Origin of the sequence: Burkholderia sp. GbtcB21 (assembly GCF_019091065.1) — a bacterium.
Lineage (GTDB): Bacteria > Pseudomonadota > Gammaproteobacteria > Burkholderiales > Burkholderiaceae > Burkholderia > Burkholderia pyrrocinia_C.
In genome coordinates this window covers 416,089-440,218 of record NZ_JAGXKA010000003.1, presented here as the reverse complement: position 1 = coordinate 440,218, position 24,130 = coordinate 416,089, and the positions used below count along the sequence as shown (strand labels likewise).

The 24,130-nt window shown below is 68.5% G+C and carries 23 protein-coding genes; 11 read left to right on the top strand and 12 right to left on the bottom strand.

What is annotated here, in order from left to right; all coding sequences use genetic code 11:
• Positions 1-58: 58 nt before the first annotated feature.
• From KVT39_RS10030 to KVT39_RS10000, 7 genes are read right to left on the bottom strand one after another with little or no spacing between them, the layout of a single operon-like run.
• The gene (locus KVT39_RS10030; protein ID WP_217588854.1) at positions 59-1,276 is read right to left on the bottom strand and encodes an MFS transporter; all 1,218 of its coding nucleotides are present in this window, start codon (positions 1,274-1,276) and stop codon (positions 59-61) included.
• Positions 1,273-2,349 carry an ABC transporter substrate-binding protein gene (locus KVT39_RS10025; protein WP_217588853.1) on the bottom strand — a complete coding sequence of 359 codons (1,077 nt, stop codon included), beginning with the start codon at positions 2,347-2,349 and terminating at the stop codon, positions 1,273-1,275. The genes KVT39_RS10030 and KVT39_RS10025 overlap by 4 nt, the downstream gene beginning before the upstream one ends.
• 34 nt (positions 2,350-2,383) lie before the next feature.
• The gene (locus KVT39_RS10020) at positions 2,384-2,794 is read right to left on the bottom strand and encodes a biopolymer transporter ExbD (RefSeq protein WP_217588851.1); all 411 of its coding nucleotides are present in this window, start codon (positions 2,792-2,794) and stop codon (positions 2,384-2,386) included.
• Positions 2,794-3,510: a MotA/TolQ/ExbB proton channel family protein gene (locus KVT39_RS10015; protein ID WP_217588849.1), complete on the bottom strand. Its 717-nt coding sequence runs from the start codon at positions 3,508-3,510 to the stop codon at positions 2,794-2,796. The genes KVT39_RS10020 and KVT39_RS10015 overlap by 1 nt, the downstream gene beginning before the upstream one ends.
• A gap of 41 nt (positions 3,511-3,551) precedes the next feature.
• Positions 3,552-4,364, bottom strand: coding sequence for an energy transducer TonB (locus KVT39_RS10010; RefSeq protein WP_217588847.1), 813 nt, complete (start codon positions 4,362-4,364; stop codon positions 3,552-3,554).
• Positions 4,365-4,397: 33 nt separating this feature from the next.
• Positions 4,398-5,444 (bottom strand): ABC transporter substrate-binding protein, encoded by a 1,047-nt coding sequence (locus KVT39_RS10005; protein WP_217588844.1) that lies wholly within the window; start codon positions 5,442-5,444, stop codon positions 4,398-4,400.
• A 44-nt stretch (positions 5,445-5,488) separates the two neighbouring features.
• The gene (locus KVT39_RS10000; protein ID WP_217588842.1) at positions 5,489-6,661 is read right to left on the bottom strand and encodes an LLM class flavin-dependent oxidoreductase; all 1,173 of its coding nucleotides are present in this window, start codon (positions 6,659-6,661) and stop codon (positions 5,489-5,491) included.
• Positions 6,662-7,113: 452 nt separating this feature from the next.
• Here KVT39_RS10000 and KVT39_RS09995 point away from each other — a divergent pair, with 452 nt between their 5' ends.
• Genes KVT39_RS09995 through KVT39_RS09980 form a run of 4 tightly spaced genes read left to right on the top strand, consistent with a single transcriptional unit; the run spans position 7,114 to position 10,954 of the window.
• Positions 7,114-8,190 carry an ABC transporter substrate-binding protein gene (locus KVT39_RS09995; RefSeq protein ID WP_217588841.1) on the top strand — a complete coding sequence of 359 codons (1,077 nt, stop codon included), beginning with the start codon at positions 7,114-7,116 and terminating at the stop codon, positions 8,188-8,190.
• 31 nt (positions 8,191-8,221) lie between these two features.
• Complete coding sequence (locus KVT39_RS09990; RefSeq protein WP_217588839.1) at positions 8,222-9,328, top strand: PhnD/SsuA/transferrin family substrate-binding protein; 1,107 nt, start codon at positions 8,222-8,224, stop codon at positions 9,326-9,328.
• The gene (locus tag KVT39_RS09985) at positions 9,328-10,143 is read left to right on the top strand and encodes an ABC transporter permease (protein ID WP_217588838.1); all 816 of its coding nucleotides are present in this window, start codon (positions 9,328-9,330) and stop codon (positions 10,141-10,143) included. The genes KVT39_RS09990 and KVT39_RS09985 overlap by 1 nt, the downstream gene beginning before the upstream one ends.
• A gap of 22 nt (positions 10,144-10,165) precedes the next feature.
• Entirely contained in the window at positions 10,166-10,954 is a 789-nt protein-coding gene (locus KVT39_RS09980) for an ABC transporter permease (protein WP_217588837.1), read from the top strand.
• Here the strand turns inward: KVT39_RS09980 and KVT39_RS09975 are convergent.
• Together KVT39_RS09975 and KVT39_RS09970 are read right to left on the bottom strand one after the other, a co-directional pair.
• The gene (locus KVT39_RS09975) at positions 10,945-12,063 is read right to left on the bottom strand and encodes a sigma-54-dependent Fis family transcriptional regulator (protein ID WP_217588836.1); all 1,119 of its coding nucleotides are present in this window, start codon (positions 12,061-12,063) and stop codon (positions 10,945-10,947) included. The genes KVT39_RS09980 and KVT39_RS09975 overlap by 10 nt on opposite strands.
• A gap of 120 nt (positions 12,064-12,183) precedes the next feature.
• A complete protein-coding gene (locus KVT39_RS09970; RefSeq protein WP_217588835.1) occupies positions 12,184-12,864 on the bottom strand; it encodes a class II aldolase/adducin family protein in 681 nt (226 codons plus the stop codon).
• A gap of 391 nt (positions 12,865-13,255) precedes the next feature.
• Here KVT39_RS09970 and KVT39_RS09965 point away from each other — a divergent pair, with 391 nt between their 5' ends.
• The 3 genes from KVT39_RS09965 to groL all read left to right on the top strand — a co-directional run bounded on the left by KVT39_RS09965 (position 13,256) and on the right by groL (position 16,693).
• The gene (locus tag KVT39_RS09965; protein WP_217588834.1) at positions 13,256-14,539 is read left to right on the top strand and encodes an alpha/beta fold hydrolase; all 1,284 of its coding nucleotides are present in this window, start codon (positions 13,256-13,258) and stop codon (positions 14,537-14,539) included.
• A gap of 210 nt (positions 14,540-14,749) precedes the next feature.
• Entirely contained in the window at positions 14,750-15,040 is a 291-nt protein-coding gene (locus KVT39_RS09960; protein WP_011694564.1) for a co-chaperone GroES, read from the top strand.
• A 12-nt stretch (positions 15,041-15,052) separates the two neighbouring features.
• On the top strand, positions 15,053-16,693 hold the full coding sequence (gene groL / locus KVT39_RS09955) for a chaperonin GroEL (RefSeq protein ID WP_034182026.1): 1,641 nt from the start codon (positions 15,053-15,055) through the stop codon (positions 16,691-16,693).
• A gap of 150 nt (positions 16,694-16,843) precedes the next feature.
• Here the strand turns inward: groL and KVT39_RS09950 are convergent, their stop codons facing one another.
• Positions 16,844-17,995, bottom strand: coding sequence for a porin (locus KVT39_RS09950; protein ID WP_217588833.1), 1,152 nt, complete (start codon positions 17,993-17,995; stop codon positions 16,844-16,846).
• A 768-nt stretch (positions 17,996-18,763) separates the two neighbouring features.
• Between KVT39_RS09950 and KVT39_RS09945 the strand changes: the two genes are divergently transcribed.
• The 4 genes from KVT39_RS09945 to KVT39_RS09930 all read left to right on the top strand — a co-directional run bounded on the left by KVT39_RS09945 (position 18,764) and on the right by KVT39_RS09930 (position 21,015).
• Positions 18,764-19,135, top strand: coding sequence for a DUF6697 family protein (locus KVT39_RS09945; RefSeq protein ID WP_034182023.1), 372 nt, complete (start codon positions 18,764-18,766; stop codon positions 19,133-19,135).
• A gap of 58 nt (positions 19,136-19,193) precedes the next feature.
• Entirely contained in the window at positions 19,194-19,412 is a 219-nt protein-coding gene (locus KVT39_RS09940; protein ID WP_235212515.1) for a hypothetical protein, read from the top strand.
• Between the two features lie 139 nt (positions 19,413-19,551).
• The gene (locus tag KVT39_RS09935) at positions 19,552-20,073 is read left to right on the top strand and encodes a PTS sugar transporter subunit IIA (protein ID WP_217588831.1); all 522 of its coding nucleotides are present in this window, start codon (positions 19,552-19,554) and stop codon (positions 20,071-20,073) included.
• A gap of 48 nt (positions 20,074-20,121) precedes the next feature.
• Complete coding sequence (locus tag KVT39_RS09930) at positions 20,122-21,015, top strand: acetylglutamate kinase (protein WP_217588830.1); 894 nt, start codon at positions 20,122-20,124, stop codon at positions 21,013-21,015.
• 64 nt (positions 21,016-21,079) lie between these two features.
• On the opposite strand, the gene KVT39_RS09925 is transcribed toward KVT39_RS09930, so the two are convergent.
• Positions 21,080-23,092, bottom strand: coding sequence for a family 2A encapsulin nanocompartment cargo protein cysteine desulfurase (locus tag KVT39_RS09925; protein WP_034182020.1), 2,013 nt, complete (start codon positions 23,090-23,092; stop codon positions 21,080-21,082).
• Positions 23,067-23,999, bottom strand: coding sequence for a family 2A encapsulin nanocompartment shell protein (locus KVT39_RS09920; protein WP_006479760.1), 933 nt, complete (start codon positions 23,997-23,999; stop codon positions 23,067-23,069). Before KVT39_RS09920 ends, KVT39_RS09925 begins: the two co-directional genes overlap by 26 nt.
• Between the last annotated feature and the right edge of the window lie 131 nt (positions 24,000-24,130).

The following is a 24,130-nucleotide window of genomic DNA, read 5'->3' as shown; positions in this document are numbered from 1 at the left end:
CGGCGAACTGTTTGCCACGCAACACCGCCGCAGCGCGCGACATCCGCCCCGAAGGCGATCAGGACAGTTTCGCGGGCAACGGTCGCAGCGCGCCGCGACGCACGTGCGCAAGCCGCAGCGCGAACGCAACCAGCACGACCACGGGCAGCCAGCACAGAAACACGACCGGCAATCCGACGAACGGCGCGAGCGCGCTACCGGCCAGCGGGCCGCAGAACGCGCCGGTCATCGACGCGAGGTTGTAGAGGCTCGACACCTGGCTCTTGTCGGCAGGATGGCGGCCCAGATGCTGCATGTTGACGAGATGCAGCATCGACGAACCGGCGCACAGCGCGGCGAGCCCCGCGCCGACGATCCACGCGTCGCGCGCGAGGCCGAGTGCGAGCAGCCCGGCGATGCCGCCCGCGAGACTGAGGGCATGGCAACGACGCTCCGTCATCCGTTGCGCGACATGTCCGAGCCCGAACAGGGCAATCACCGCAACGGCACCCTGCAATGTCAGCAGCGCGACGGCGCGCGTCTGCGACAGTCCGAGTGACTGAATCGCGAGCACCACCGTATACGTGCCGGCGAGCGAGCGTGTCGCGCTGTTCACGGCCTCCAGCACAAGCTGCTCGCGTACATCGTGGCTCCAGGCAAGCGCAAGCAACTTGCGCAGCCCGCCAGTTTCGTGCCGCGCACGGCGCGGCGGCTGCTCCGCGTCGCCGAGCAGCATTCGGCTGAACAGCGCCATGCCCGCGAAGCTCGCCGACGCCGCGCAAAACGTCGCGACCGCGCCGTGCGCGCCGGTTAGCCAGCTCGCGAGCCACGGCCCAACCATGCCCGTCCCGACCGACATGGCCGCGCGATACCAGCCCGCGCGCGCCAGGCCGATCTGCGCGAGACGCGCGAGGAACACGCCGTTGATCGACACGATCCGGAACGGGATGCACAGCCCGATCAACCCTTGCGTGAGTGCGATCAGCGACCACGCGCCGGTGAACGGCACGACGAGATTGAGCAGCATCGGCCCCAAGCTCGCGGCGAAGTACACGCGCCGCGCACCGTAGCGTGCGACGAGCAGCCCGGCCGGCAACGTCATCAACGCGATGCCGAGCGGCTCCATCGCGGCGATGACGCCGAGCCGCGTGCTGTCGACGCCGAGCGCCAACGCGTACAGCGTCGTCGCGAGCTGCGCCATGCTGATCGTCGTGCCGCTCGCGAGCGCCAGCAGCATGAAGCCGCCGGTGAAACGCTCGCGCCGCCATGCGTCGACGACGCGTGCCGGCACGCTCACCGCGCGGCGTCGCGAGACAGCGTCGCGATGCCGTCGAGTGCGCGCCGGTCGATCCATGCGTGCACGTCGAAGTCGGCAGGCAGGAACTGCCAGTCGACCAGGAAGCGCTTGAAAGCGTCGATCGCGGCGATCGACGCGTCGTCGAGATCCGTGCGCAGCCGCCGATGGACGTCTGCGCCGTAGGCAAGCCGCAGCCAGTCGTGACCCGACCCCGTCTCGCGGCCGAGATAGCCGAGCACTTCCTGCTCATGCTCGCGCGCCCAGTCTTCGACATCGGTCACGCGCGCAAGGAAGCGGCTGACGATGTCGGGATGGCGCTCGAGCGTCGACGCATTGACGGTCAGCGGCCGCGGCGAGCCGTTGTTGATGCGGATCTGCGGATCGGGATGAAAACCGATGTCGACGACCGCTTGTGCGCCGATCAGGTGCGCGGTTTCCAGCCCGAGCGAACCCTTCACGTAGATCGCGTCGACGTCGCCGCGCACGAGCGCCGCCGCCTCGGCCGCATAGAGCCGCCGGCTCGACAGGCTCGCGGGATGGTTGAATGCCGCGTCGCGGCTGACCGGTGTCGATACGGGCACGCGCAGGTTCGACGCGGGCACGTCGACCCATTCGACGTCGCCGGGGCCAAGCCCGTCGAGCGACAGTGCGCTGACGAAGCCGCGCAGCGCCGCCGCGCGGAAGATGTCGATGCGCTCGCCGTCGCGGCGCGGCAGGCCGATGCGGCGTCCGCGCAGGTCCTTCGGCTGCTTCAGGCCGGTTTCCGGCAGCGCGACGATCGCCTGCGCCTCGTCGACCCAGGTCAGCGCGACCACGCGCGTGTCCGCGCCGGCCGCGCGTGCCCACAGCGCGGGAATGCTGCCGCCCTGCCGGAACGCGTTGTCGAGCGAATGATCGACATGCGCATGATGCAGCGCCGCGTGCTGGTTCTCCTGCAGCGCGCGCACGGTGATGCCGTCGCCGGCGAATTCGCTGTCGAGCCAGCCTAGATGCGCGGCGATGCCGAGCGGCGTCGGCACCGGACAGCGCGTGTACCAGATCGAACGGACGTTGTGTGAAGCCGTGGTGCTCATGGATGCGTTCGGAAAAAGAGTCGTGAAAGGCCCATCAGCCGCGCGGCGCGGTAAGCACCGACAGCCGCGTGATCCCCGCATGCTCGATCGCGGCCATCAGCTTCGCGACGGTGCCGTACGGCACGTGCTCGTCGGCCTGCAGGTCGAGCGCGACGTCGGGCCGGCCGGCCTTCAGCGCGGCCAGCTCGGCGGGTACCGCGGCGAGCGCGACCACGCGCTTGTCGAGATACACGACACCCTTGTCGTCGACGCTCACGGTGACGTTCGGCTTGCGGTCGGCCGGCGAAGTAGCGACGGTGTTCGGGAGATTCACGTGCACCGCGTTGTTGAGCAGCGGCGCCGTGACGATGAACGCGACGAGCAGTACGAGCATCACGTCGACGAGCGGCGTGATGTTGATTTCGCTAAGCACGTCGTCGTTGTCGGAAGAGGACGAGAAAGCCATTATGCGAACGCCTCCTGACGGGTTTCGCCGGCACGGTATACCGGCGTGGCGGCAGGTGCGGCGGCCGGCACGCGGAAGCCGGCCTTCTGCGCGAGCGTGACGAAGTCGGTTGCGAACGCATCGAGATCGGCCGACGCGGCCTTCACGCGGCGCACGAAGAAGTTGTACGCGAGCACGGCCGGCACGGCGACCGCGATGCCGATCCCGGTCGCGACGAGCGCCTCGCCGATCGGCCCGGCGACGACGTCGATGCTCGCCGACGCGCTGTGCGTGATCGCGGTCAGCGCGTGGATGATGCCGAACACGGTGCCGAACAGCCCGACGAACGGCGCGGTGCTGCCGATCGACGCGAGCACCGCGAGTCCCGCCTCCTCGCGCCGGCGCGCGTTGTGGATCTGCTGCCGCAGATGGCGTTCGAGCAGGTCGTGGCGGCTCCAGCTGTGTTCGAGATCGTGCGCGCTGCTCTCGTCGGCGCGACGCAACGCGTCGAAGCCGGTCGCGGCGAGTTCGCCTACCGGGCTGTTCGCGCCGTCGAGCGCGGCCGCCTCGTGGAAGCTGTTCGCGGCCCAGAACGCGCTGACGTAACGCCGGTTGCGCGCGCTCGCCCGCAGGCTCTGGATCGCCTTCACAACGATCAGCGTCCACGTGACGACGGAAAAGACGGCGAGCAGCCAGAGCGCGCCCTGAACGATGAAGGTGGTCGGAATACCGTTCATGATGTGAGTTCCTTGAAAAATGTGGCAGGCTGCCCGGCGGGTCAGCCCAGCTTGAAATCGATCGGCACGTTGACCCAGCCGTCGACAGCCTCGTCGCCGCGCTTCGCGGGCACGAACGTCCAGCGCTTCACGGCGTTCACCGCCGCGTTGTCGAGCATGCGGCGGCCGCTGCTCGTACGAACGTCGACGGAATCGGGCGTGCCGTTCGCGAGCACATGCACGCGCAGCACGACGCGCCCTTCCCAGCCCTGGTCCTGCGCGAACGCCGGATAGTCGGGTGCCGGGTTGCGCAGGTAAGCCGCGTCGCCGATCGGCGCGATTTCGCGCACCGGTGCGGCAGGCGCGGGGACCTGCGCTGGGGTGGTCGGCGCGGCAGCGGTCGGTGCCGGTGCGGGCGCCGCGGCCGCTGCTTCTCGCGCCACCCGTGGCACGGCAGCCGGCGCGACCGCCTGATGCGGAACGGCCGCGCGTGGCTTCGGCGGGGTCGGCGCCTGCTGCAGCGGCTTCGGCTGCACGGTCGGCGGTGGCGGATGCGCGGCCTGCGGCAACGGTTCAGGCGGTCGCGTCAGCTCGACCGTCATCGGCAACGGCCTCGGCGGTTGCACGGGCGGTTCGGCGGGCGCACGCGCCGCCAATAAGGCGATACCTGCATGCAGCGTCGCGACGGCGAGTGCCACTGCGCCCGCGCCACGCCACCCGTTCGTCTGCGCGGGCCGCGCGTCCGTGCGCGCAGACGGCACCGCCGACGGCGGTCGTGCCGCAGCCACCGCAACCGCGGCAGCCGCACGCGGCGCGGCGCGCGCCGCGTGCCGGCGCGCGGGCGGCACGCCGTATTCGATCGTCAGCCCTGTCATGTTCGACTCCTTGCAATGACGCGCCGCGGCACGCTACGCGACCCACGCATGACGATGCCGGTCGATCTGCGTGAACGGCGCCGGATCGACCCATGCGCGCGCATCGAAATCGCGCTCGAGAAACCCCCACTCGACGAGGAAATCCTTGAACGCGACCAGTCCGTCGATCGACGTCGGCGCGAGCCCGGTTTCCAGATGCCGGTGCACGTCCGCGCCGTATGCGTAGCGCACCCACTCGTCGGACGCGCGCGTTTCGCGGCCGATGTAGGCCACCGTCTCTGCCGGATGGCGCGTGGCCCAGTCGCCCGCGCCGACCACGACCGACAGGAAGCGGCTCACGAGATCGGGGCGCGCGTCGATCAGTGCGCGATCGACGGTCAGCGTGCGCGGCGTGCCGTTGCCGATCCGCACGAGCGGATCGGGGTGCGCGCCGAGATCGATGACGACCTGTGCGTCGATCAGGTGCACGGTTTCGAGACCCGCGACGCCTTTCACGAACACCGCGTCGACGTCGCCGCGCACGAGCGCCGCGATCTCGAGCCCGTACTCGTGCGGGCCGCGCGCAAACGATGCTGGCCCGGTGCGGCGCTCGCGTGTGTCTGGCAAGTCGACCCATTCGGCGTCGCCATGGCCGAGCCCTTCCAGTTCGAGCGCACTCAGGAAGCCCTTCAACGCGGCCGCGCGCCAGAAGTCGATGCTGATCGGATGGCGCGGCAGCCCGAGCCGCCGGCCGCGCAGATCACGCGCGGTGCGGATGCCGCGCTCGGGCAGCGTGACGATCGCCTGGAATTCGTTGGTCCACGACAGGCCGATCACGCACGTATCCGCGCCGCGTGCCCGCGCCCATAGCGCGGGAATGTTGCCGCCCTGCCGGAACGAGTGCGGCAGGCTGTGATCGAAATGCGATTCGCGCTTGTTGGCGTCGGCCGTCTCCTGCAGCGAATGAAGCGCGATGCCGTCCGGCCCGAACTCCTCGTCGAACCAGCCGCGATGCACGGCGATGCCGAGCGCGGTCGGCACCGGGCAGCGCGTGTACCAGAGTGCGTCGCAGGCCGTGGCCTGCGCAGCGAGTGTCGTCATGGTGAGTGTCCTTGTCGTTGGAATGCGGAGGATTGCCGCCGCGCTCAGGCGCCGGCCACGCGCAGCGCCGCATGCGTGCCGCGCGCGTTCAGCGCGCCGTCGACGAGCGGCAGCACTTCCTCGCCCACGCGGTACGCCTCCTCGAGATGCGGGTTGCTGGCGAGAATGAACGTCGATACGCCGATGTCCACGTATTCCGCGAGCCGTTCGGCCACCTGTTCGTGGCTGCCGACGATCACGCAACCGGGGCCGCCGCGGATCTGCGACATCCCGGCCCACAGGTTCGGGCCGACGATCAGGTCGTCGAAGTGCTGCGTATTGCCCTGGTGCAGCGCGAACTGGCGTTTCGCGCCGACCGATTCCGACGATTCGCCGCGCCCGCCGAAGCCGTTGCGCGTCGACGCACCCACCGTCGCGAACATCTGCCGCAGCTCGGCCCACGCCTGTTCCTCGGTCTCGCGCGCCAGAACGTCGATGCGCATGCCGAAGCGTAGGTCGCGCTCGGCGTTCTGCCGGTCGAGCGCGCGGCGCGCCGCATCGATCACCTCCTTCTGTTTCGCGAGCGGCTCGCCCCAGCTCAGGTGCACGTCGCCGTGTTTCGCGGCGACCGCGAGCGCGGCATCGCTCGCGCCGGCCAGATAGAGACGCGGCGGCTTCTGGCCGCTCAGCGGCGGCAGCAGGCCGCCGGCTTCGACGCGGTAGAAGCGGCCGTCGAACGTGAACGGCTCGCCGGCCGCCACGCCCTTCACGACATCGAGGAATTCGTCGGTGCGCGCATAACGACTGTCGTGATCGATGAAGTCGCCGTACGCGCGCTGGTCGGGGCCGCCGCCGCCCGTGACGACGTTCCACTCGACGCGGCCGCGGCTGATCCGCTGCAGGCTCGCGGCCATCTGCGCCGCATAGACGGGATGCACGAAGTGCGGCTGCAGCGCGATCAGCAGCCGCAGCCGGCGCGTCTCGCGCGCCAGCGCGGCCGCGACGACCCAAGGCTCCTCGGTAAAGCGGAAAATCGGAATCAGCGCGCCGTGGAAGCCGGCGATGTCGGCCGCGCGCGCGACCTGCGACAGATAGTCGATGTAGCCGAAATCGTCGTCGCCAACTTTCGGCGCGACGCGCGATGCGCGCTGGCGGTTCCATTCGCCGCGCGTATGCAGGTCGTGCGCGCGCCGGCCGTCGCCGTGCATCGGCAGGCGCCACAGAAATTCAACAGCCATCGGGATTCTCCTTGTCGGCCCGTTCGGATTGCGTGCGGCACCTGCGTGCCGCGCGTGTGCTGCGCTGTAAAGCACGCGGTGTGCCAACGCGCTCGCCACTGCGCGTGCGTGGCCGCCGATCAATGCACACGGCGCCTTACGGGTCGGGCGTCCACGGCAATCGGGCGGCGCGCGCCGATCGTCGCCGGTCACGCCGAAGCAGGCCCGTGCCGCGCTGCTGCATCGGCCGCACCGGTGCTGCATGCGCAACAGCGGCCGACGCGACTGTTGCTGACGCAACAGGCGATGCGCCGGCTCGCGCACCGCGCATCGCACGCGATGCCCGCGCCGTCTGCGACCTCGCCGTTTCCAATCGCTGGCCCGGAACTTGCAACGTTGACCGGCCCGCGCGGGCGACACCACCATGCGCGACCGTGCATCGACCACGCTTACCCAGACAGGGAATCTCACACATGACAGACAGGCCCGATTCGTCATCGGACAAGCAGCAGACGTTCTGGTACGCGCGATCGCCCGTGCCGACCCCGCTCGGCATCGCCGTGCATCTCGGCTGGCTCAACGGCGAGACGTCGGCCGACGGCGTCGCGATCCGCTCGTCGCGCGGCGCCACGCGTCACGACGTGTCGTCGATCAGCGACCACACGCTGGCGCAGTCGTTTCGCCAGGGCGGCAGCATCCCCGCGATGTGGGCGCGCTCGAACGACGCGAACACGCGCGTGATCGGGCTGTCGTGGGTCGACGAATCGCAACTGATCCTAGCGCGGCCCGAGTCGGGCATCCGTTCCGTGAAAGCGCTGCGCGGGCGCCGGATCGCGATCCCGAGCCGCCCCGACGATCGCATCGACATCTTTCGCGCGTCGGCGCTGCGCGGCTTCGTCAACGCGCTGAGCCTCGACGGGCTGACCACGCGCGACGTCGAACTCGTCGACGTGCGCGCGCGCACGCTGCAGACCGTCGGGCCCCCGCGCGCGGCGAGCCTGTTCGCATCGCCGCACGGCTTTTCGAGCCGCGCGCTGTACGCGGCCGAAGCCGGCGCGCTGCTGCGCGGCGAGGTCGACGCGATCTACGTGAAGGGCTCGACGGGCCTCGAGATCGCGCAACTGATCGGCGCGCACGTCGTGATCGACATCGGCTTTCATCCGGAACGTTCGATCCGCAACAACAACGGCACGCCGCGTCCGCTGACCGTAAACGCGGACGTGCTCGCGAACCACCCGGACATCGTCGCCGGCTTCCTGAAGCTCGTCGTCGCCGCCGGCGACTGGGCGAGCACGCATCCCGACGAAACCACGCACTACGTGGCCGGCGAAACCGCGTCGTCGGTCGACTGGGTCCGCGCCGCGTACGGTAACCAGTTGCACCGGCACCTCGGCGTCAACCTCGACGACGAATCGGTCGCCGCGCTCGACGAGTTCAAGACGTTCCTGCACGACTGGGGTTTTCTGGAAGCCGACTTCGATGTCGCCGACTGGATCGACCCGCGTCCGCTCGCCGACGTGTTGCGGCCATCGCTGCAGAAACGTGCGTGAGCCCTTCTTCCGCCAACTCATCCGGATCATCATGAAGCACACGCTCTCCCTCGCCTCGCTGCGCCGCCCGCTGCGCGCGCTGCTCGCCGCGCTGCCGCTTGCCGCGGCCTCGCTTGCCGCACCGGCCGCACACGCGGAAGACGCGCCCAAGGTCGTGCGGATCGCCGTCGTGGCCTATTCGAGCGGCGGCAAGACGCAATATGCTGGCGCGTCCGCGCTGATCGACGCCGACAAGTCGCTCGAGAAGGCGCTCGCCGCGCGGCACGTGAAGCTGCAATGGGTGCCCGTGTCGACCGCGGCGGTCGGCACGCTCGTCAACGAAGCGTTCACGAACGGCAGCATCGATTTCGCGGGCTACGGCGATCTGCCGTCGGTCGTCGTCAATGCATCGGGCACGCATACGCGCCTGATCGTGCCGGGCGGCGTCGGCAGCAACACGTATCTGGTCGTGCCGGCCGGCTCGACCGCAAAGTCGATCGTCGATCTCAAGGGCAAGCGCATCGCGCTCAATCGCGGCCGGCCGTGGGAAGTCACGTTCAGCAAGCTGCTCGCCGAGAACGGGCTGAAGCTGTCCGACTTCAGGATCTACAACCTCGATCCGCAGGCCGGTGCGGCGGCCGTCGCGGCCGGCCGCGTCGACGGCTTCTTCACGCTGTCCGACGCGTATTCGCTCGTCGACAAGAACGTCGGCAAGATCATCTGGTCGACCAAGACCGCGCCCGACGACTGGAAGATGCGCGCGGAACTGTGGGCGTCCGACGATTTCGTGAAGCGCTACCCCGACATCACGCAGCTCGTCGCGACGGCCTATGTGCGCGCCGCGCACTGGATCTCGCAGCCGCAGAATCGCGACGCGTACGTGAAGATCCTGAGCGCATCCGGCCAGCCGGAAAGCATCGTGCGCCGCGAGTACGCGGACGAATCGACGCCGTGGAAGGAGCAATGGACGCCGCTCTTCACGCCGGCGCTGACCGGTCACTACCGCGACGTCATCGCGTACAGCCGGCAGGCCGGCCTGACGTCCACGCCGGTCGACGTGAACGCGCTGCTCGCGCCGACCTTCGTGTCGACCGCGCTCAAGCAGCTCGGCCTCGACGGCTACTGGCGCGCCGACGCATCGCGCGTCGCGAGCCGCTGATGCCGATGCGCGCGCTCGCGTCGAACGGCCCGCACGCGGTCCGCCTGCCCGGCATCGCACGGCTCGGCGGGCAGGCGATGTGGTGGGTCACGCCCGCCGCGTTCGCCGCGTTGTGGTGGCTCGCGAGCGTGCAGCGCTGGTTCCCGCCGCAGCTCGTCGTGCCACCCGGCCGTCTCGCGGCGACGCTGCGCACGCTGATCGACACCGGCGAACTGCGGGACAACCTGCTGATCACGCTGCATCGCCTCGCACTCGGCTTCGCGATCGGTGCGACGGGCGGCGCCGCGTTCGGCATCCTGCTCGCGCGCAGCCGGCTGTTCTCCGACTACCTGCGGCCGACGTTCGACCTGCTGCGGCAAGTGCCGACGCTCACGCTGATCCCGCTGCTGATCCTGCTGATCGGCGTCGACGAACCGCTGAAGCTCGTCGTCGTCGGCAAGGCCGTGTTCTTCCCGGTCGCGTTGGCCGCATACACGGGCGTGCACGACGCACCGCGCGATCTCGTCGAGATGGCGCGCCACTACGGGCTCGGCCGCTTCGCGCTGCTGCGCGACGTGCTGCTGCCGGCCGCATTGCCGCCGCTGCTGACCGGCATCCGGATCGCGCTCGCGCGCGCGTGGCTCGCACTCGTCGCGGTCGAGCTGCTCGCCGCGGACAGCGGGATCGGCCAGATGATGGAACTGGCCCGGCAGATGCTGCGGCTCGACGTGGTGCTCGTCGACGTCGCCGCGATCGGGTTGATCGGCTTCGCGCTCGACCGCTCGATCGCCCTCGCGCAACGCTACGCATTGCGCTGGCAGACGCCGGCGCGCTGACCCTGACTGGATACGCTTCGGCATGCCCCTCGCTACACGCGCCCTCTCGCTCGCCCCGCTGCGCCGCCGCGCGCGCGGCCTCGTCGTGCCGGCCCTGCTGGTTGCCGCCTGGCAGTTCGCGTCGTCCGGCGATGCGGCCCATCAATATGCGTTCGTGCCGTTGCAGCAAGTCGGCGCCGCGCTGGTCGAACTCGCCCGCAGCGGCGAACTCGCGACCGATCTCGGTGCGAGCCTGCGCCGCACGACGCTCGGGCTGGGGTTCGGCGTCGCGTTTGGGCTCCTGTTCGGTGCGGCAATGGCGCGCTCGACGCTCGCGCGCAAGCTGGGCGAACCGGCGTTCCAGGCGCTGCGCTACGTGCCGCTGCTCGGGCTGATACCGTTGCTGAGCCTGTGGGCCGGCACCGGCGAATTCGCGAAGGTGTTCATCATCGCGCTCGCCGCGTTCTACCCGATGACTACCGCCAGCTTCGACGGGCTGCGCCGCGTCGATCCGCGCTATGTCGAACTGGCGCAGTCGTATCGCCTGACGCGCATCGGCCTGTGGCGCGACGTGCTGATTCCGGGCGCGCTGCCCGACCTGTTCGCCGGCGTGCTGCAGGCCGTGCCGTTCGCGTGGATCACGGCGACCAGCAGCGAGCTGCTGTTCAACGCGGGTGCGGGCGTCGGCAGCCTGATGCAGAACGCGCAGGCCGGCGCGCGTGCCGACGTGCTGCTCGTGTGCGTGCTGGGCGTAACGGCGCTGGCCGTCGGTATGAGTGCGTTATGCGAGCGGATCGCGCAGCGCGCGCTGCGCTGGCGCGATCACGCCTGACGGCGCAGCCGCGCGTCGGCGTCGCCCGCGTCGCGCGGCTTCAGGATGCCGAGCTGCGCGAGCCGTGCGCGGACGATGTTGCGCGACTGGTCGAGCAGGCGCGACATGCGCAGCTGGTTGTGCTCGCTGTAGTCGAACACGCTGCGGTACACGGTGTCCTCGATGTGCTGCCACAGCGCCGGCGTGCCGAGATCCAGCAGTTCGACCACTGCATGGCGCAGCGCATCGGTCGCTTCGGCCACGTCGCGTGCGCGGCGCGGCGGCGCGGCAGCCGCGCCGTGCGCGTCGGCTGTATCGGGTGCAAGCGACAGCGCGGAGAACTGCAGGTCGCCGACGTCGATCGCGCCGCCCGCGCAGATCAGCACCGCATGGTGGATCACGTTCTCGAGTTCGCGGATGTTGCCCGGCCACGCGTGCGCATGCAGGCGCGCACGCGCGGCGTCCGTCAGCGTCGGCGCGGTCACGCGCAGCCGCTTCGCATAGATGTCGATGAAGTGTTCGATCAGCGGCGCAATGTCGCCGGGCCGCTCACGCAGCGGCAGCAGGCTCAGCTTCACGACGTTGAGCCGGTAGTACAGGTCTTCGCGGAAATTTCCCGCACGCACCGCGGCTTCGAGATTCACGTTGGTCGCCGCAACGAGCCGCACGTCGATCTTGACGGTCTTGCGCGAGCCGACTGGCGTCACCTCGCGCTCCTGCAGCACGCGCAGTAGCTTGACCTGCGCGGATAGCGGCAGGTCGCCGACCTCGTCGAGAAAGAGCGTGCCGCGATTCGCGGATTCGAACCAGCCCGGCTGGCTGTTGATGGCGCCGGTAAACGCGCCGCGCTCGTGGCCGAACAGCTCGCTTTCGATCAGCGTCTCCGAAAACGCGCCGCAGTTGACTGCGACGAACGGGCCTTCATGGCGCTCGCTCAGCGAATGCACGAGGCGCGCGATCAGCTCCTTGCCGGTGCCGCTCTCGCCGGTGACGAGCACCGTCGCATCGCTCGGCGCGACGAGCTGGATGCGTTCGAGCAGCACCCGCGATTTGGGATCGTCGAACGTCAGCGCCTTCGCACGAATCGTGATCGCGTGCGAAGTCGGGTCCGGCAAGCTGAAGATGGCCATGGCACGACCGGCGTGTTGAACGGGGAAGGTTCGACGATAGCAAGGCGCGCGCCGGCCACGAACCAATTCATCGAGCTATCGGTATGACGGCGGCCGGATTGCGCCGCCCGCTGCGCAGCGTCACGCGAGGCCGGTCATCTTCCATTGCTGCTCGAGCGCGCCCGGCCCGAATTCGAGCGAGCCGCCGAGCGGCTCCGCGAGCGCCTGGAAATACGCGGCTTCCTCGAGGATCAGGATGTACTTCGACACGTCGAGGATCGACTTGCCCCAGAACGTCGCGCCGCCGTTCGCCTCGATGATCGCCGGCACCTCGGGGGCGCGCCGGATCGTGTCGACGATGAAGCGCGGCTCGCCCGGACGGCGATCGACATAGACCGGGATCTCGCGGGCCCGCGTGTAGCGCGCGGCCGGCGCGTAGCGGATCGGCAGCGGACGATGCGCACTCGCCCATGCGCCGAGATACGGGCCGTGCACGTGAATCACGACGTCGACTTCCGGCACTTCGCGGAATACACCCGCGTAGCGCGGCCCGTTGCCGCCCGCGCGCGCGTCTCCGTGCAGCACGTCGCCGTCGAGCGTAACGACGACGGGCTGGATCTCCTGCGACGCGGCCCACGGGCTCGGCGCCGACAGCGCGACGACGAGTTCCGTGCCTGGCACGCGCTGGAACGCCTGGAACGTGTTGGTCGCGGACAGCGTGCGCGTTTCCTTCAGCACGCGCGCGGCTTGCGCGAATTCGCGCGTGGCGCGCTCGACGAATGCCACGAGTTCGCCGCTGTCGATGGCTTGGGTGACTGACATGAGTTCGGTTTCCTTGATCGGGTGAACGGATGGGCTCGCGTCGCAACGCCGCGACGCACGGCAACCGGATCAGCAGCAATCGTGCCAGCCGGGTACGCGTGCATCGCATGCCTGCACCACCGCGTGTACGCACCGTGCGCGATTCGCTCGGCGCGATTCATGTGCTTGCGTCTGTTGCGGGAGCAACAGCAAACCGGCCCGGATTGCTGCGCGAGACGCAGCCGGCGCATGCGCGTGCTGCACGCCGCGCGCAGGCATTGCCCGTCATGCCGCGCGCAGCGCGTGCCCCACCCGCGCTGCACCCGCGCTGGTTCAAAACTTGCGTCGTGGTCGGCCCGCGCCGGACACAACCCGGCGCGTCCGATCCGATCTCACCGACATCCATCCGACCATGACGCTCTTCCCCCTGCGCGGCTTCGCTGCGCGCACGCTGCTGGTTTCGGCGCTCGCCGCGCCATCTCTCGTTTCGCACGCGGCTTCGCCCGGCCGCACTCCAGCGCCCGATCCGTTGCAGGGCGACGGTCGCGTGTCCGCGTTCTACACGTGGGACCGCGACATTCCGGCGACGCCCGGCGTGCTGCTACGTTCCGAAGCGCTGCCCGCGACGCTCGGGCTCGCGAGCGCCGCACGGCAACTGCGCATCCTGTATGCATCGACCGACGGCGTAGGCGGCCGCACGCCGATCGCCGTGTCGGGTGCGCTGTTCGTGCCGCGCGGCACGCCGCCGGCCGGCGGCTGGCCGATCGTCGCGTGGGCGCACGGCACGTTCGGGATGGCCGACATCTGCGCGCCGTCGTGGTTCGGCCGCTCGTATCGCGACGTGCGTTACCTGAACGCATGGCTTCAACAGGGATTCGCGGTCGTCGCGACCGACTATCAAGGGCTCGGCACGCCCGGCCCGAATCCGCAGCTCAACAACCGCTCGAACAGCTACACGCTGCTCGACAGCGTGCGCGCGGTGCTGGGCGGCGTGCCGGGCCTCGCGAACGAGGTCGTGCTCGTCGGTCAGTCGCAAGGCGGCTCGGCCGTATTCGCGGCGGCCGGCTACGCGCCCGCCTACGCGCCGGAACTCGCGATCCGCGCGACCGTCGCGACCGGGACGATCTACAACGCGTCGCGCGCCACGCTCGCGTCGCTGCCGAAGTTCGAGACCACCTACCGGCGCGATCCCGACCGCGTCGATCCGACGCTTGCGTACCAGTTCTACTCGGTGCTGTCCGCGCAGCAGATCGCCCCGTCGCTGCGCGCGGACGAAGTGCTGACCGACAACGCGCTGCCGATCCTCGAACAGGCACGCATCGGTTGCCTCGCGTCGCTCGAGGACGATGCAGCGCTCGCGCACCTCACGCACGCGAACACCGTGAAGCCGGGCGCCGATGCGCGGCTAAGGGCATGGTGGGACGAATACCTGAAGTATCCGACACTGAGGATCGCCACGCCCGTCTTCATCGGCGCGGGCGCGGACGACGGGCTCGCGCCGCTCGAACTCGCGCTCGCGAAAGATGCGTGCGCGGCGGGCACGACGGTCGAGGCGCACCTGTATGCGGGCCGTGAACACAACGGCACCGTGAACGCATCGCTCGCCGATTCGATTCCGTTCGTGAAGCGCGTGCTCGCCGGCGAGACGATCCGCCCGGTCTGCACGCCTGCCGCGCAGCAGGCCGTGCCGCAATAACCGGCTGCACGTGCTTTGCACGACGGCGCGAATGCTTTCCCGCAATCGCCGGGTTTGCCGAATCGGCATGGCAAACGCGTCCATAGCGCATCCGCGCAAATGCTTTTCCGAATCCGTTATTGGATCGCGCCGTCGTGCGTTTTTATACTCGTCAGCACTCTCTGATGAAGAGTGCCAGCCAATTTCGACAGAACAGCACAGGACGAAAAGATGAGCCTACGCCCCTTGCACGACCGCGTCATCGTGAAGCGACTCGATCAGGAAACCACCACCGCGTCGGGCATCGTGATCCCCGACAGCGCCGCAGAGAAACCCGACCAGGGCGAAGTGATCGCCGTCGGCCCCGGCCGCAAGGACACGGACGGCCAGCGCATCGTGCCCGACCTGCAGGTCGGCGAACGCGTGCTGTTCGGCAAGTACGCGGGCCAGGCCGTCAAGGTGGACGGCAATGAGTTCCTCGTGCTGCGCGAGGAAGACATCGTCGCGGTCGTCAATCAATAACGGAGCGCAATCATGGCAGCGAAGGAAATCATTTTCAGCGACGTCGCACGTGCGAAGCTGACCGAAGGCGTGAACATTCTCGCGAACGCGGTGAAGGTCACGCTCGGGCCGAAGGGCCGCAACGTGGTGCTCGAACGCAGCTTCGGCGCGCCGGTCGTCACGAAGGACGGCGTGTCGGTCGCGAAGGAAATCGAACTCGCGGACAAGCTGCAGAACATCGGCGCGCAGCTCGTGAAGGAAGTCGCGTCGCGCACCAGCGACGCAGCCGGCGACGGCACGACGACGGCCACCGTGCTCGCACAGGCGATCGTGCGCGAAGGCCAGAAATACGTCGCGGCCGGGCTCAACCCGCTCGACCTGAAGCGCGGTATCGACAAGGCCGTCGCAGCGGCCGTCGACGAGCTGAAGAAGATCAGCAGGCCGACCACCACCAGCAAGGAAATCGCGCAGGTCGCGACGATCTCCGCGAACGGCGAGGAATCGATCGGCCAGCGCATCGCCGAAGCGATCGACCGCGTCGGCAAGGAAGGCGTGATCACCGTCGAGGACGGCAAGTCGCTCGCCGACGAGCTCGACGTCGTCGAGGGGCTGCAGTTCGATCGCGGCTACCTGTCGCCGTACTTCATCAACAATCCCGACAAGCAGATCGCCGAGATCGAGAACCCGTACATCCTGCTGCACGACAAGAAGATCTCGAACATCCGCGACCTGCTGCCGGTGCTCGAACAGGTCGCGAAGTCGGGCCGGCCGCTGCTGATCATCGCGGAGGACGTCGAAGGCGAAGCGCTCGCGACGCTCGTCGTGAACAACATCCGCGGAATCCTCAAGACGGTCGCGGTCAAGGCGCCGGGCTTCGGCGATCGCCGCAAGGCGCTGCTCGAGGACATCGCGATCCTCACCGGCGGGCAGGTCGTCGCCGAGGAAACGGGCCTGACGCTCGAGAAGGCGACGCTCGCCGAACTCGGCCAGGCGAAGCGCATCGAGGTCGGCAAGGAAAACACGACCGTGATCGACGGCGCGGGCGATGCGAAGAACATCGAAGCACGCGTGAAGCAGATCCGCGTGCAGATCGAAGAAGCGACGTCGGACTACGACCGCGAAAAACTGCAGGAACGCGTCGCGAAGCTCGCGGGCGGCGTCGCGGTGATCAAGGTCGGCGGTGCGACCGAGATCGAGGTGAAGGAGAAGAAGGATCGCGTCGACGACGCGCTGCACGCGACGCGCGCGGCCGTCGAGGAAGGCATCGTGCCGGGCGGCGGTGTCGCGCTGATCCGCGTGCGGCAGGCGATCCGCGAACTGAAGGGCGTAAACGCCGATCAGGATGCGGGCATCAAGATCGTGCTGCGCGCGCTCGAGGAACCGCTGCGCCAGATCGTCGCGAATGCGGGCGAGGAAGCGAGCGTCGTCGTCGCGAAGGTCGCGGAAGGCTCGGGCAACTTCGGCTACAACGCGCAGACGGGCGAGTACGGCGACCTCGTCGAATCGGGCGTGCTCGATCCGACCAAGGTCACGCGCACGGCGCTGCAGAACGCGGCATCGGTCGCCGGGCTACTGCTGACGACCGATGCAACCGTGTTCGAAGCGCCGAAGGATGCAGCGCCGGCCGCGGCGCCGGGCGGCCCGGGCGCGGGCGGGCCGGGGTTCGACTTCTGACGATAGACGCAGCGTGCCGCCCGAACCGGGCGGCGATACGCTCGGCATGCAACGCGTGGCGGCCTCGGTCACCGCGCGTTTTTTTTAGTGCGCACCACAGTTGCGGACGCGCCGCCCGCCTCCGGCCGCACCGCAACGTGCGAACCGTCGTCAGAACATCTGCCGCAGACCGATCGCCGCCCCGACGTTGTTGGTCCGGCCGATCTGGTCGACCTTGCCCGTGAGCCGGTTGGTGGCGCCCGGATAGTCGGCGGCGAACGTGCCGTTGCCGCGCGCGAAGTCCACCGTGCCGTAAACCTCGGTGTGCTTCGACAGCGCATATTCGGCCAGCACGGTCGCCGAGTAGTTGATCCCCGAGCCGAGCGTGCCGTCGAGCCGCGCCGCGTTGCGCGCGTGGCCGTAATAGCCGGCCACCGTGATCAGCAGCGGCGCGGTGGCCTGCCAGTTCGCGCCGACGTAGAACGTATCGTCGATGCGGTTCGGGCTGCCGCCGCTCAGCGCCGGCGCACCGGCCTGCTGCATGTTGAAGTCCGTCGTGCCCGTCTTGTCCTGGCCGTGCAGCCAGCCGGCCAGCAGCCGCACGGTCGGCGTGACCTGATACGCGCCGCTCACGTGCAAGAAGCTCACCTTCGCGCCGTTGACCGAACTGCCGTTCACGGACGACACGGAAGTCTGCTGATAGCCCGCGTTGATCGACGCGGGCCCCTGTGCATAGGTCAGTTCCACACCGTACGTGCTGTCGAGCCCCATCGCGCCGGCATGGTTGCCGAAGCCGTAGATCGCGTCGACGCTCAGGCCGCTGTAGGAAAACTTGTACTTCACCGAGTTCGGCACCGTCAGGTAGTTGCCGATGCCGTTGTACGCCCAGCTGTCCTGCCAGTAGTCGCCGACGGTCATCGGGTCGAAGATGTCGCCCATCGTGTCGTACAGCGGCGCGTACTGGTTGCCGAACGTCAGCGAGCCGTAGCGGTTGCTCGACAGGCCGACGTACGCCTGGCGGCTGAACAGCGTATTCGCGACGTGCAGCTTGCCGTCGCCGAGCTCGAAGCCGTTCTCGAGGCGGAAGATCGCCGACAGCCCGCCGCCGAGATCCTCGCTGCCGCGCAAGCCCCAGCGGCTGTGCGTTTCCGGGCCGACCGTCATCCCGATCAGGTCCTTGCCGTCCGGGCCGGCATTGGTCTGATACCGGATCGCCGTATCGACAAGGCCATACAACGTGACGGAACTCTGGGCAAATGCCGACGACGTTGCTGTTACGGCGAATACCGCGCCGATACCACCGGATACGACGATGCGTTTCATGAAAGGCCTCCCCTGAGCGATTGATTTTGTAAGCAGTCCGATAGCACTCGCATCCGGAGGCCGGTACTGCGATCGGGAGAATAATCGGTCATTTTCCCGGAACCTATTGCCGGTTCTGGATTGGACCTTTCCAATATCGTCAACAATGGCGGTCGCGGCCGCGCGGCTTCCATCGTGTTGCATCGACCGGTCGAGTCCGCACCGGATCGAGGCTGCAAGATGCGCTTCGTGATGCAGCTCGATTCCGGCCTGCCGCAAGCGGCCGGCGGCGAATGGCCATGGAGCGGCGGCGCGAACGACACGTTCCGGTGTGCGCCGTGCCGCGCCCGTGCACCCCTCCGGCAATGCACGTAGAGGGCGCCACCTTTACGACCTTTTTACTTGCGGCTGCGTGTGCGTTCACTAGAATGTGTTCGCAATCCACCACCGAGCACGCGACATGCGCATCCGAAGTCCTCGTCCCCCGAGTTGCTTTTCTGCCTGACAGGCAGGACGCCTGCGTCTCTCTTTCCCGAGCCACCGTCCTGCCGACAGGCGGACGGTGCGCGCCGTAGTCACACCCGTGCACGCTTGAATACGACGTCGATGCGGTAATCGCGCATCGTGTGCTCAAGCGCGTGCTCGCGGCAAATTCCCTGCAACGACGCGCCAACGATCCGCCGCCAAAGCGACGACCGATCGCTTGCCCGCGTCCCGCATGCCGATCCGGTCAAACAATTTTGCATACCTGAGTTCATTCACGGAAATTTCCGATACCGGAGCCCGAGCATGTTCGAGATCGACAAGCAGTACACCCGCGAATTCATCCACACCGCATGCGGCGGCAGCAAACAGGCATTCCTGCCGACGAAGAACGGCAAGGTCGTGGCCGCGTGCCTGCGCACGGACCTCAACCCGCACGCCCCCGACGTGATCCTCTGCGACGGCAGCGCGTCCGCGCGTGCGGCCGGCAGGACGCTCGCCGCGCAGCGCGATGCGATTCCGGTGTTCATCAAGATGGAAACGGATGCGTTCCGCTTCGTCGGCCGGTACGTCGTCAGCGAATCGCTCACCGCGCCGCTCGACTGCGCGCCTTACGTACGCAACAGCGGCTTCACGTCCGGGCAGATCTCGCGCGTGCTGAAGCTCAGGCGCTGCTGACACGTTTGCACGGCGCATCGCGCGCCGCGTCTCGGTCGTCTTTCATACAGGAGCAATCATGCTTGGCTTGACGTTCTGGAAACACGTGATCGGCGCGCGGGCCGATGCCGTCCGCGAAGACAAGGCAACTGCGCACGACCGGCACCGCCGCAGGTCGAGAACGCTCGTGCTGACCAGCGCCGCGGTGGCGTTCGCGGCGATCGCGTTCGGCGCGCCGGTCGTCGGCATTTCGGTCTTTCTGCTGACGACGCTGCCGTTCGTGCTGTCGGGCACGTGAAGACGTCCGTATCGGGCGTGCGGTGCGAGCCGCGCCGCAATCGATACGAAATTTTAATACCGGGCCCCCGCGTATCTGACACCGTCTTTACGCGGATGTGTCTAGGATTTCCCTGTCATCACGACACGGAGAGATCCGCATGCAAACGCAGCAGGCCGCCGTCGGCGGCCAACCCGACCTTCCCCGCCGACGCGGCGGCTTGCCGCTCGCGGCCCGGCTGGCAGACGCCTGTCCGCCTGACAACATCCTGCTCGACGTGCCGGTCGAAAGCGCGATCCAGTTGTTCGACCTCGCCGCGCGATACGTCGCGCGCAACAGCGGGGTTCCTGCGGAAGTGATCCGGACCGAACTGACGAAGCGCGAACAGCTCGGTTCGACCGGCCTCGGCCAGGGCGTCGCGATTCCGCATGCGCGGGTCGACGGGCTCGGCTCTGCCGTCGCGCTGTTCGTTCGCGCGTTGTACCCGTTTACGTTCAATGCGCCGGACCGCAAGCCCGTGCGCGAATTCATCGTGCTGGTCCTGCCGAAAGAGGACGACCGCGCACACCTCGAACTGCTCGCCGACGCGGCACGGTGCTTCAGCGAACGCCCGTTCCGACAGGCGTCGCGCGACGCGCAAACGCCCGACGAGATTCACCGGCTCATGCAATGCACGCGCTGACGCGGCATCTTGCGGTGACCGGCACTTCACTCATTATTTCGGATTCCCATGTTCCCAGACCCTGAAAGTCCCACCCTTACGTCAAGGCGCGTGGCCGGCCTGGCGCGCTCGCTGCCGTTCATGCAGGCCCTGCACGGGCAGACCGTCGTCATCGTCGATGGCGGCGCCGCGCGCGATGCGCGCTTTCGCCACGCGTTCGCGCAGGATGTCGCGCTGCTTGCGCTCACCGGCATTCGTCCGGTCGTCGTCCAGGGCGGGCCGGCCTCGTCCGGCGCGCAGTCCGTTCAGGCCGCACGCGCCGCGATGGCCGACGTCAACCACGAGCTGGTGCGCGCGATCGGCAGTCACGGCGTCAAGGCGATCGGCATCGAAGGTCACGACGGCGGCCTGCTGGTCGCCGGTGCCGAATCCGACCGCGCGAACACGAGCCCGGTCGCGCAATTCGACGGCACCGCGTTGAATGCGTTTCTCGGGAACGGGCTGGTGCCCGTGGTGATGCCCGTCGCGCCGGACGACGCAGGCCGGGATCGCCTGCTGCGCCCGGAACGGGTCGGCAGCCTCTTCGCGCAGCGCACCGGCGCCGTCACGCTGGTGATGATGGTCGAAAGCGCGCTGCTGCGCGAACTCGGCGAACTCGCGGGGCTGTACGGCATCACGGAACTCGAGCAATGGCTCGCCGAGCATCCGGCCGCCGATGCGGCGCCCTGCGTACGTGAGGCGCTCGATGCGCTCGCGCACGGCGTGCAGAACGTCCATCTCGCCGATATCGGGCAACCCGAATCGCTGATCGACGAATTGCTGACCGAGGAAGGGTCGGGCGTGGTGTTCTGCCGTCGCGGCAATACCGACCTGCTGTCGGAAACGCGCCGCTACTTCGCCGATTCGGCGTGCGTGCTGCGCGACGGCTTCAGCGTCGAGCAGAAGCAGGTCGTGCGGTTCTGATCGGGTAGCGGGAAATCGCTTGCGGCGACCCATGAGGGCCGCCGCAAGCGAACGACGTCAGCGATCAGCGCCGTGTCGCGAGACGCCGCACCACACGCACCAGCGCATCGACCTCGTCGCACGTGTTGTAGAACGCGAGCGACGGCCGCACCGTTGCCTCGAGCCCGAAACGCCGCAGGATCGGCTGCGCGCAGTGATGCCCCGAGCGCACCGCGATGCCCTCTTCATTCAACGCCTGTCCGACTTCCTCGGTCTCATAGCCCTTCAGCACGAACGACAGCACGCTCGCCTTGTCGCGCGCGGTGCCGACGAGCCGCACGCCCGGCACCGGCGCGAGCACGCTCGTCGCATACGCGAGCAGGTCGTGCTCGTAGCGAGCGATGTTCTCGATGCCGACACGGTTCACATAGTCGAGCGCCGCGCCGAGCCCGACCGCATCCGCGATGTTGCCGGTGCCGGCCTCGAAGCGGTTCGGCGGCGGCTGGAACACCGTACGCTCGAACGTCACGTCAGCAATCATGTTGCCGCCGCCCTGCCACGGCGGCATGTCGTCGAGGATCGCGCGCTTGCCGTACACGACGCCGATCCCGGTCGGCCCGTAGATCTTGTGCCCGGAGAACACGAAGAAATCCGCATCGAGCGCCTGCACGTCGACGCGCATGTGCGAGATCGACTGCGCGCCGTCGACGAGCGCCTTCGCGCCCGCGCGATGCGCGAGCTCGACGATCTCCTTCACCGGCACGACCGTGCCTAGCGCATTCGACACCTGCGTGACGGACACGATCTTCGTGCGGTCGTTGAGCAGCTTCCGGTATTCGTCGAGCAGCACCTGCCCCGAATCGTCGACCGGAATCACGCGGAGCTTCGCGCCCTTTTGCGCGGCAAGCTGCTGCCACGGCACGATGTTCGCGTGATGCTCGAGATGCGACACGACGATCTCGTCGCCTTCGCCGACGTTCTGCACGCCCCACGTCTTCGCGATCAGGTTGATCGCCTCGGTCGTGCCGCGCACGAACACGATCTCGTCGGGCGACGATGCGCCGATGAAGCGCTGCACCGTTTCCCGCGCATGCTCGTAAGCATCCGTCGCGCGACCGGCCAGCGCATGCGCGGCGCGGTGGATGTTCGAGTTCTCGTGCGCGTAGAAATACGCGAGGCGGTCGATTACGGCCTGCGGCTTGTGCGTCGTCGCCGCATTGTCGAACCAGATCAACTGCTTGCCGTTCACGCGCTCCTGCAGGATCGGGAAATCGCGGCGGATCGCGTTCACGTCGAACGGCGGGTGCGCGCCGCGATGCAACTGGCCTTGCGGCTCGGCTGCATGCGTATCCTCGATGAAGTAGCGCGGCACGTCCGCGCCCGATGCGCGCGACACCGGCACGTCGCGCTGCACGGCGAGCAGGTCACGCAGCGCAGCGTCGCCCGGCAGCCCGAACGCTTCCGGCGACGCGAGGCCGTTCGACGGCACGACGATGTCCTGCGGCGTCGCCTGCCAGCCTTGCAGCGAGCCGTCGGTGAAGTAGTACGGCGACGCTGCCGGCGCTGCCTTCACCGCGCCCTCCGACGACGCCGCATTCCCCTGCGGCACGCCGAGCGCCGCGCCGCCGATGCGCGGCTCGAGCGCGGGCGCGATCGACACGGCGTTGTCGGGCAGCCCGTTCTGCGCGGCCGCATGCGGCGCGAGCGCGGGCACGCGGTTGCCGAGCGACAGCACGTGCGTCGGCGCGGACGGCGCGAGGTTCGTGCCGGGCACCTTGCCCTGCGGCAACGCGAAACCCGGCATGCCGGTGCCGGTGCCGCCGGGCCCCGCGAGCGGCGAGCCGGCCGGCGCCGGGTTGCTCACCGACGCGAGGATCGGCGCGGCGGCCGGCAACGCCGACGGCACGCCGCCGACCGCGCCGCTGCCCGCCGACAGCCCGGGCGCGGCGGCCTGCCCGGGCGGCGTCGAGAAGAATTCGGACGCGAGCCGCGCCAGTGTCGCGGGATCGGGCAAGCCGGCCGGCAGCGGCGCGTGCGGCAGCGCGTGCGCGTCGCCGCCGGCCAGGCCGGGATTAACGGTAGGTGTCGGGATAGTCATGGAACTTGGCGATTTCGACGTCATCGAGGACAGCCAGCGCATCCGGCGAATGGACCGCGAGCGAGCAATACAGCGAGATCAGGTACGACGCGATCGCCTGGTTGTTGATCCCCATGAAACGCACCGACAGGCCCGGCCCCTGCTCGCCCGCGACGCCCGGCTGATAGAGGCCGACGACGCCCTGCCGCTTGTCGCCGACGCGCAGCAGCAGGATCTTGGTCTTGCCGTCCGCGACCGGCACCTTGTCCGACGGGATCAGCGGAATGCCGCGCCACGTGAGGAACTGCGAGCCGAACAGGCTGACCGTCGGCGGCGGCACGCCGCGCCGCGTGCATTCGCGGCCGAACGCGGCGATCGCGAGCGGGTGCGTGAGGAAGAACGCGGGCTCCTTCCACACCTTGGTCAGCAGCTCGTCGAGATCGTCCGGCGTCGGCGCGCCCGTCAGCGGGAAGATCCGCTGTTCGTCGGTCACGTTTGCCAGCAGCCCGTAGTCGGGGTTGTTGATCAGCTGGCTTTCCTGCAGCTCCTTGATCGTCTCGATCGTCAGGCGCAGCTGTTCCTTGATCTGGTCGTGAGGACTGCTGTAAAGATCGGAGATCCGCGTATGCACGTCGAGCACCGTGCTCACCGCGTTCAGGAAGTATTCGCGCGGTTGCTCTTCGTAGGGCACGAAGGTCTGCGGCAGCACGCTTTCGTCCTCGAGCTGCGTGCATGCGGCACGCACGGCTTCCGGGTTCTTCACCTGGTTCAGGCGGTAGATGCCGGCCTCGACCGGCACCCACTGCAGCAGATGGGTCAGCCAGCGCGGCGTGATCGTGGAAAGCTGGGGGACGGTCTTGGTAGCGTTCGCTAGTTGGCGGGCGGCGTGATCGCTCAGCGCGGCCGTGCCGCTTGCAACGGTCGACATGTGTGGCTCCGGGTTCTTAAGATGGAAAACGGGATTGCTTATGACGCTGGGTGATTATCGGAAGCACGCACCTGCCGGCTCAACATGCTATAGCCGTCATGTCGTGCAACCGAAAGGGAAACGGGGCGGCC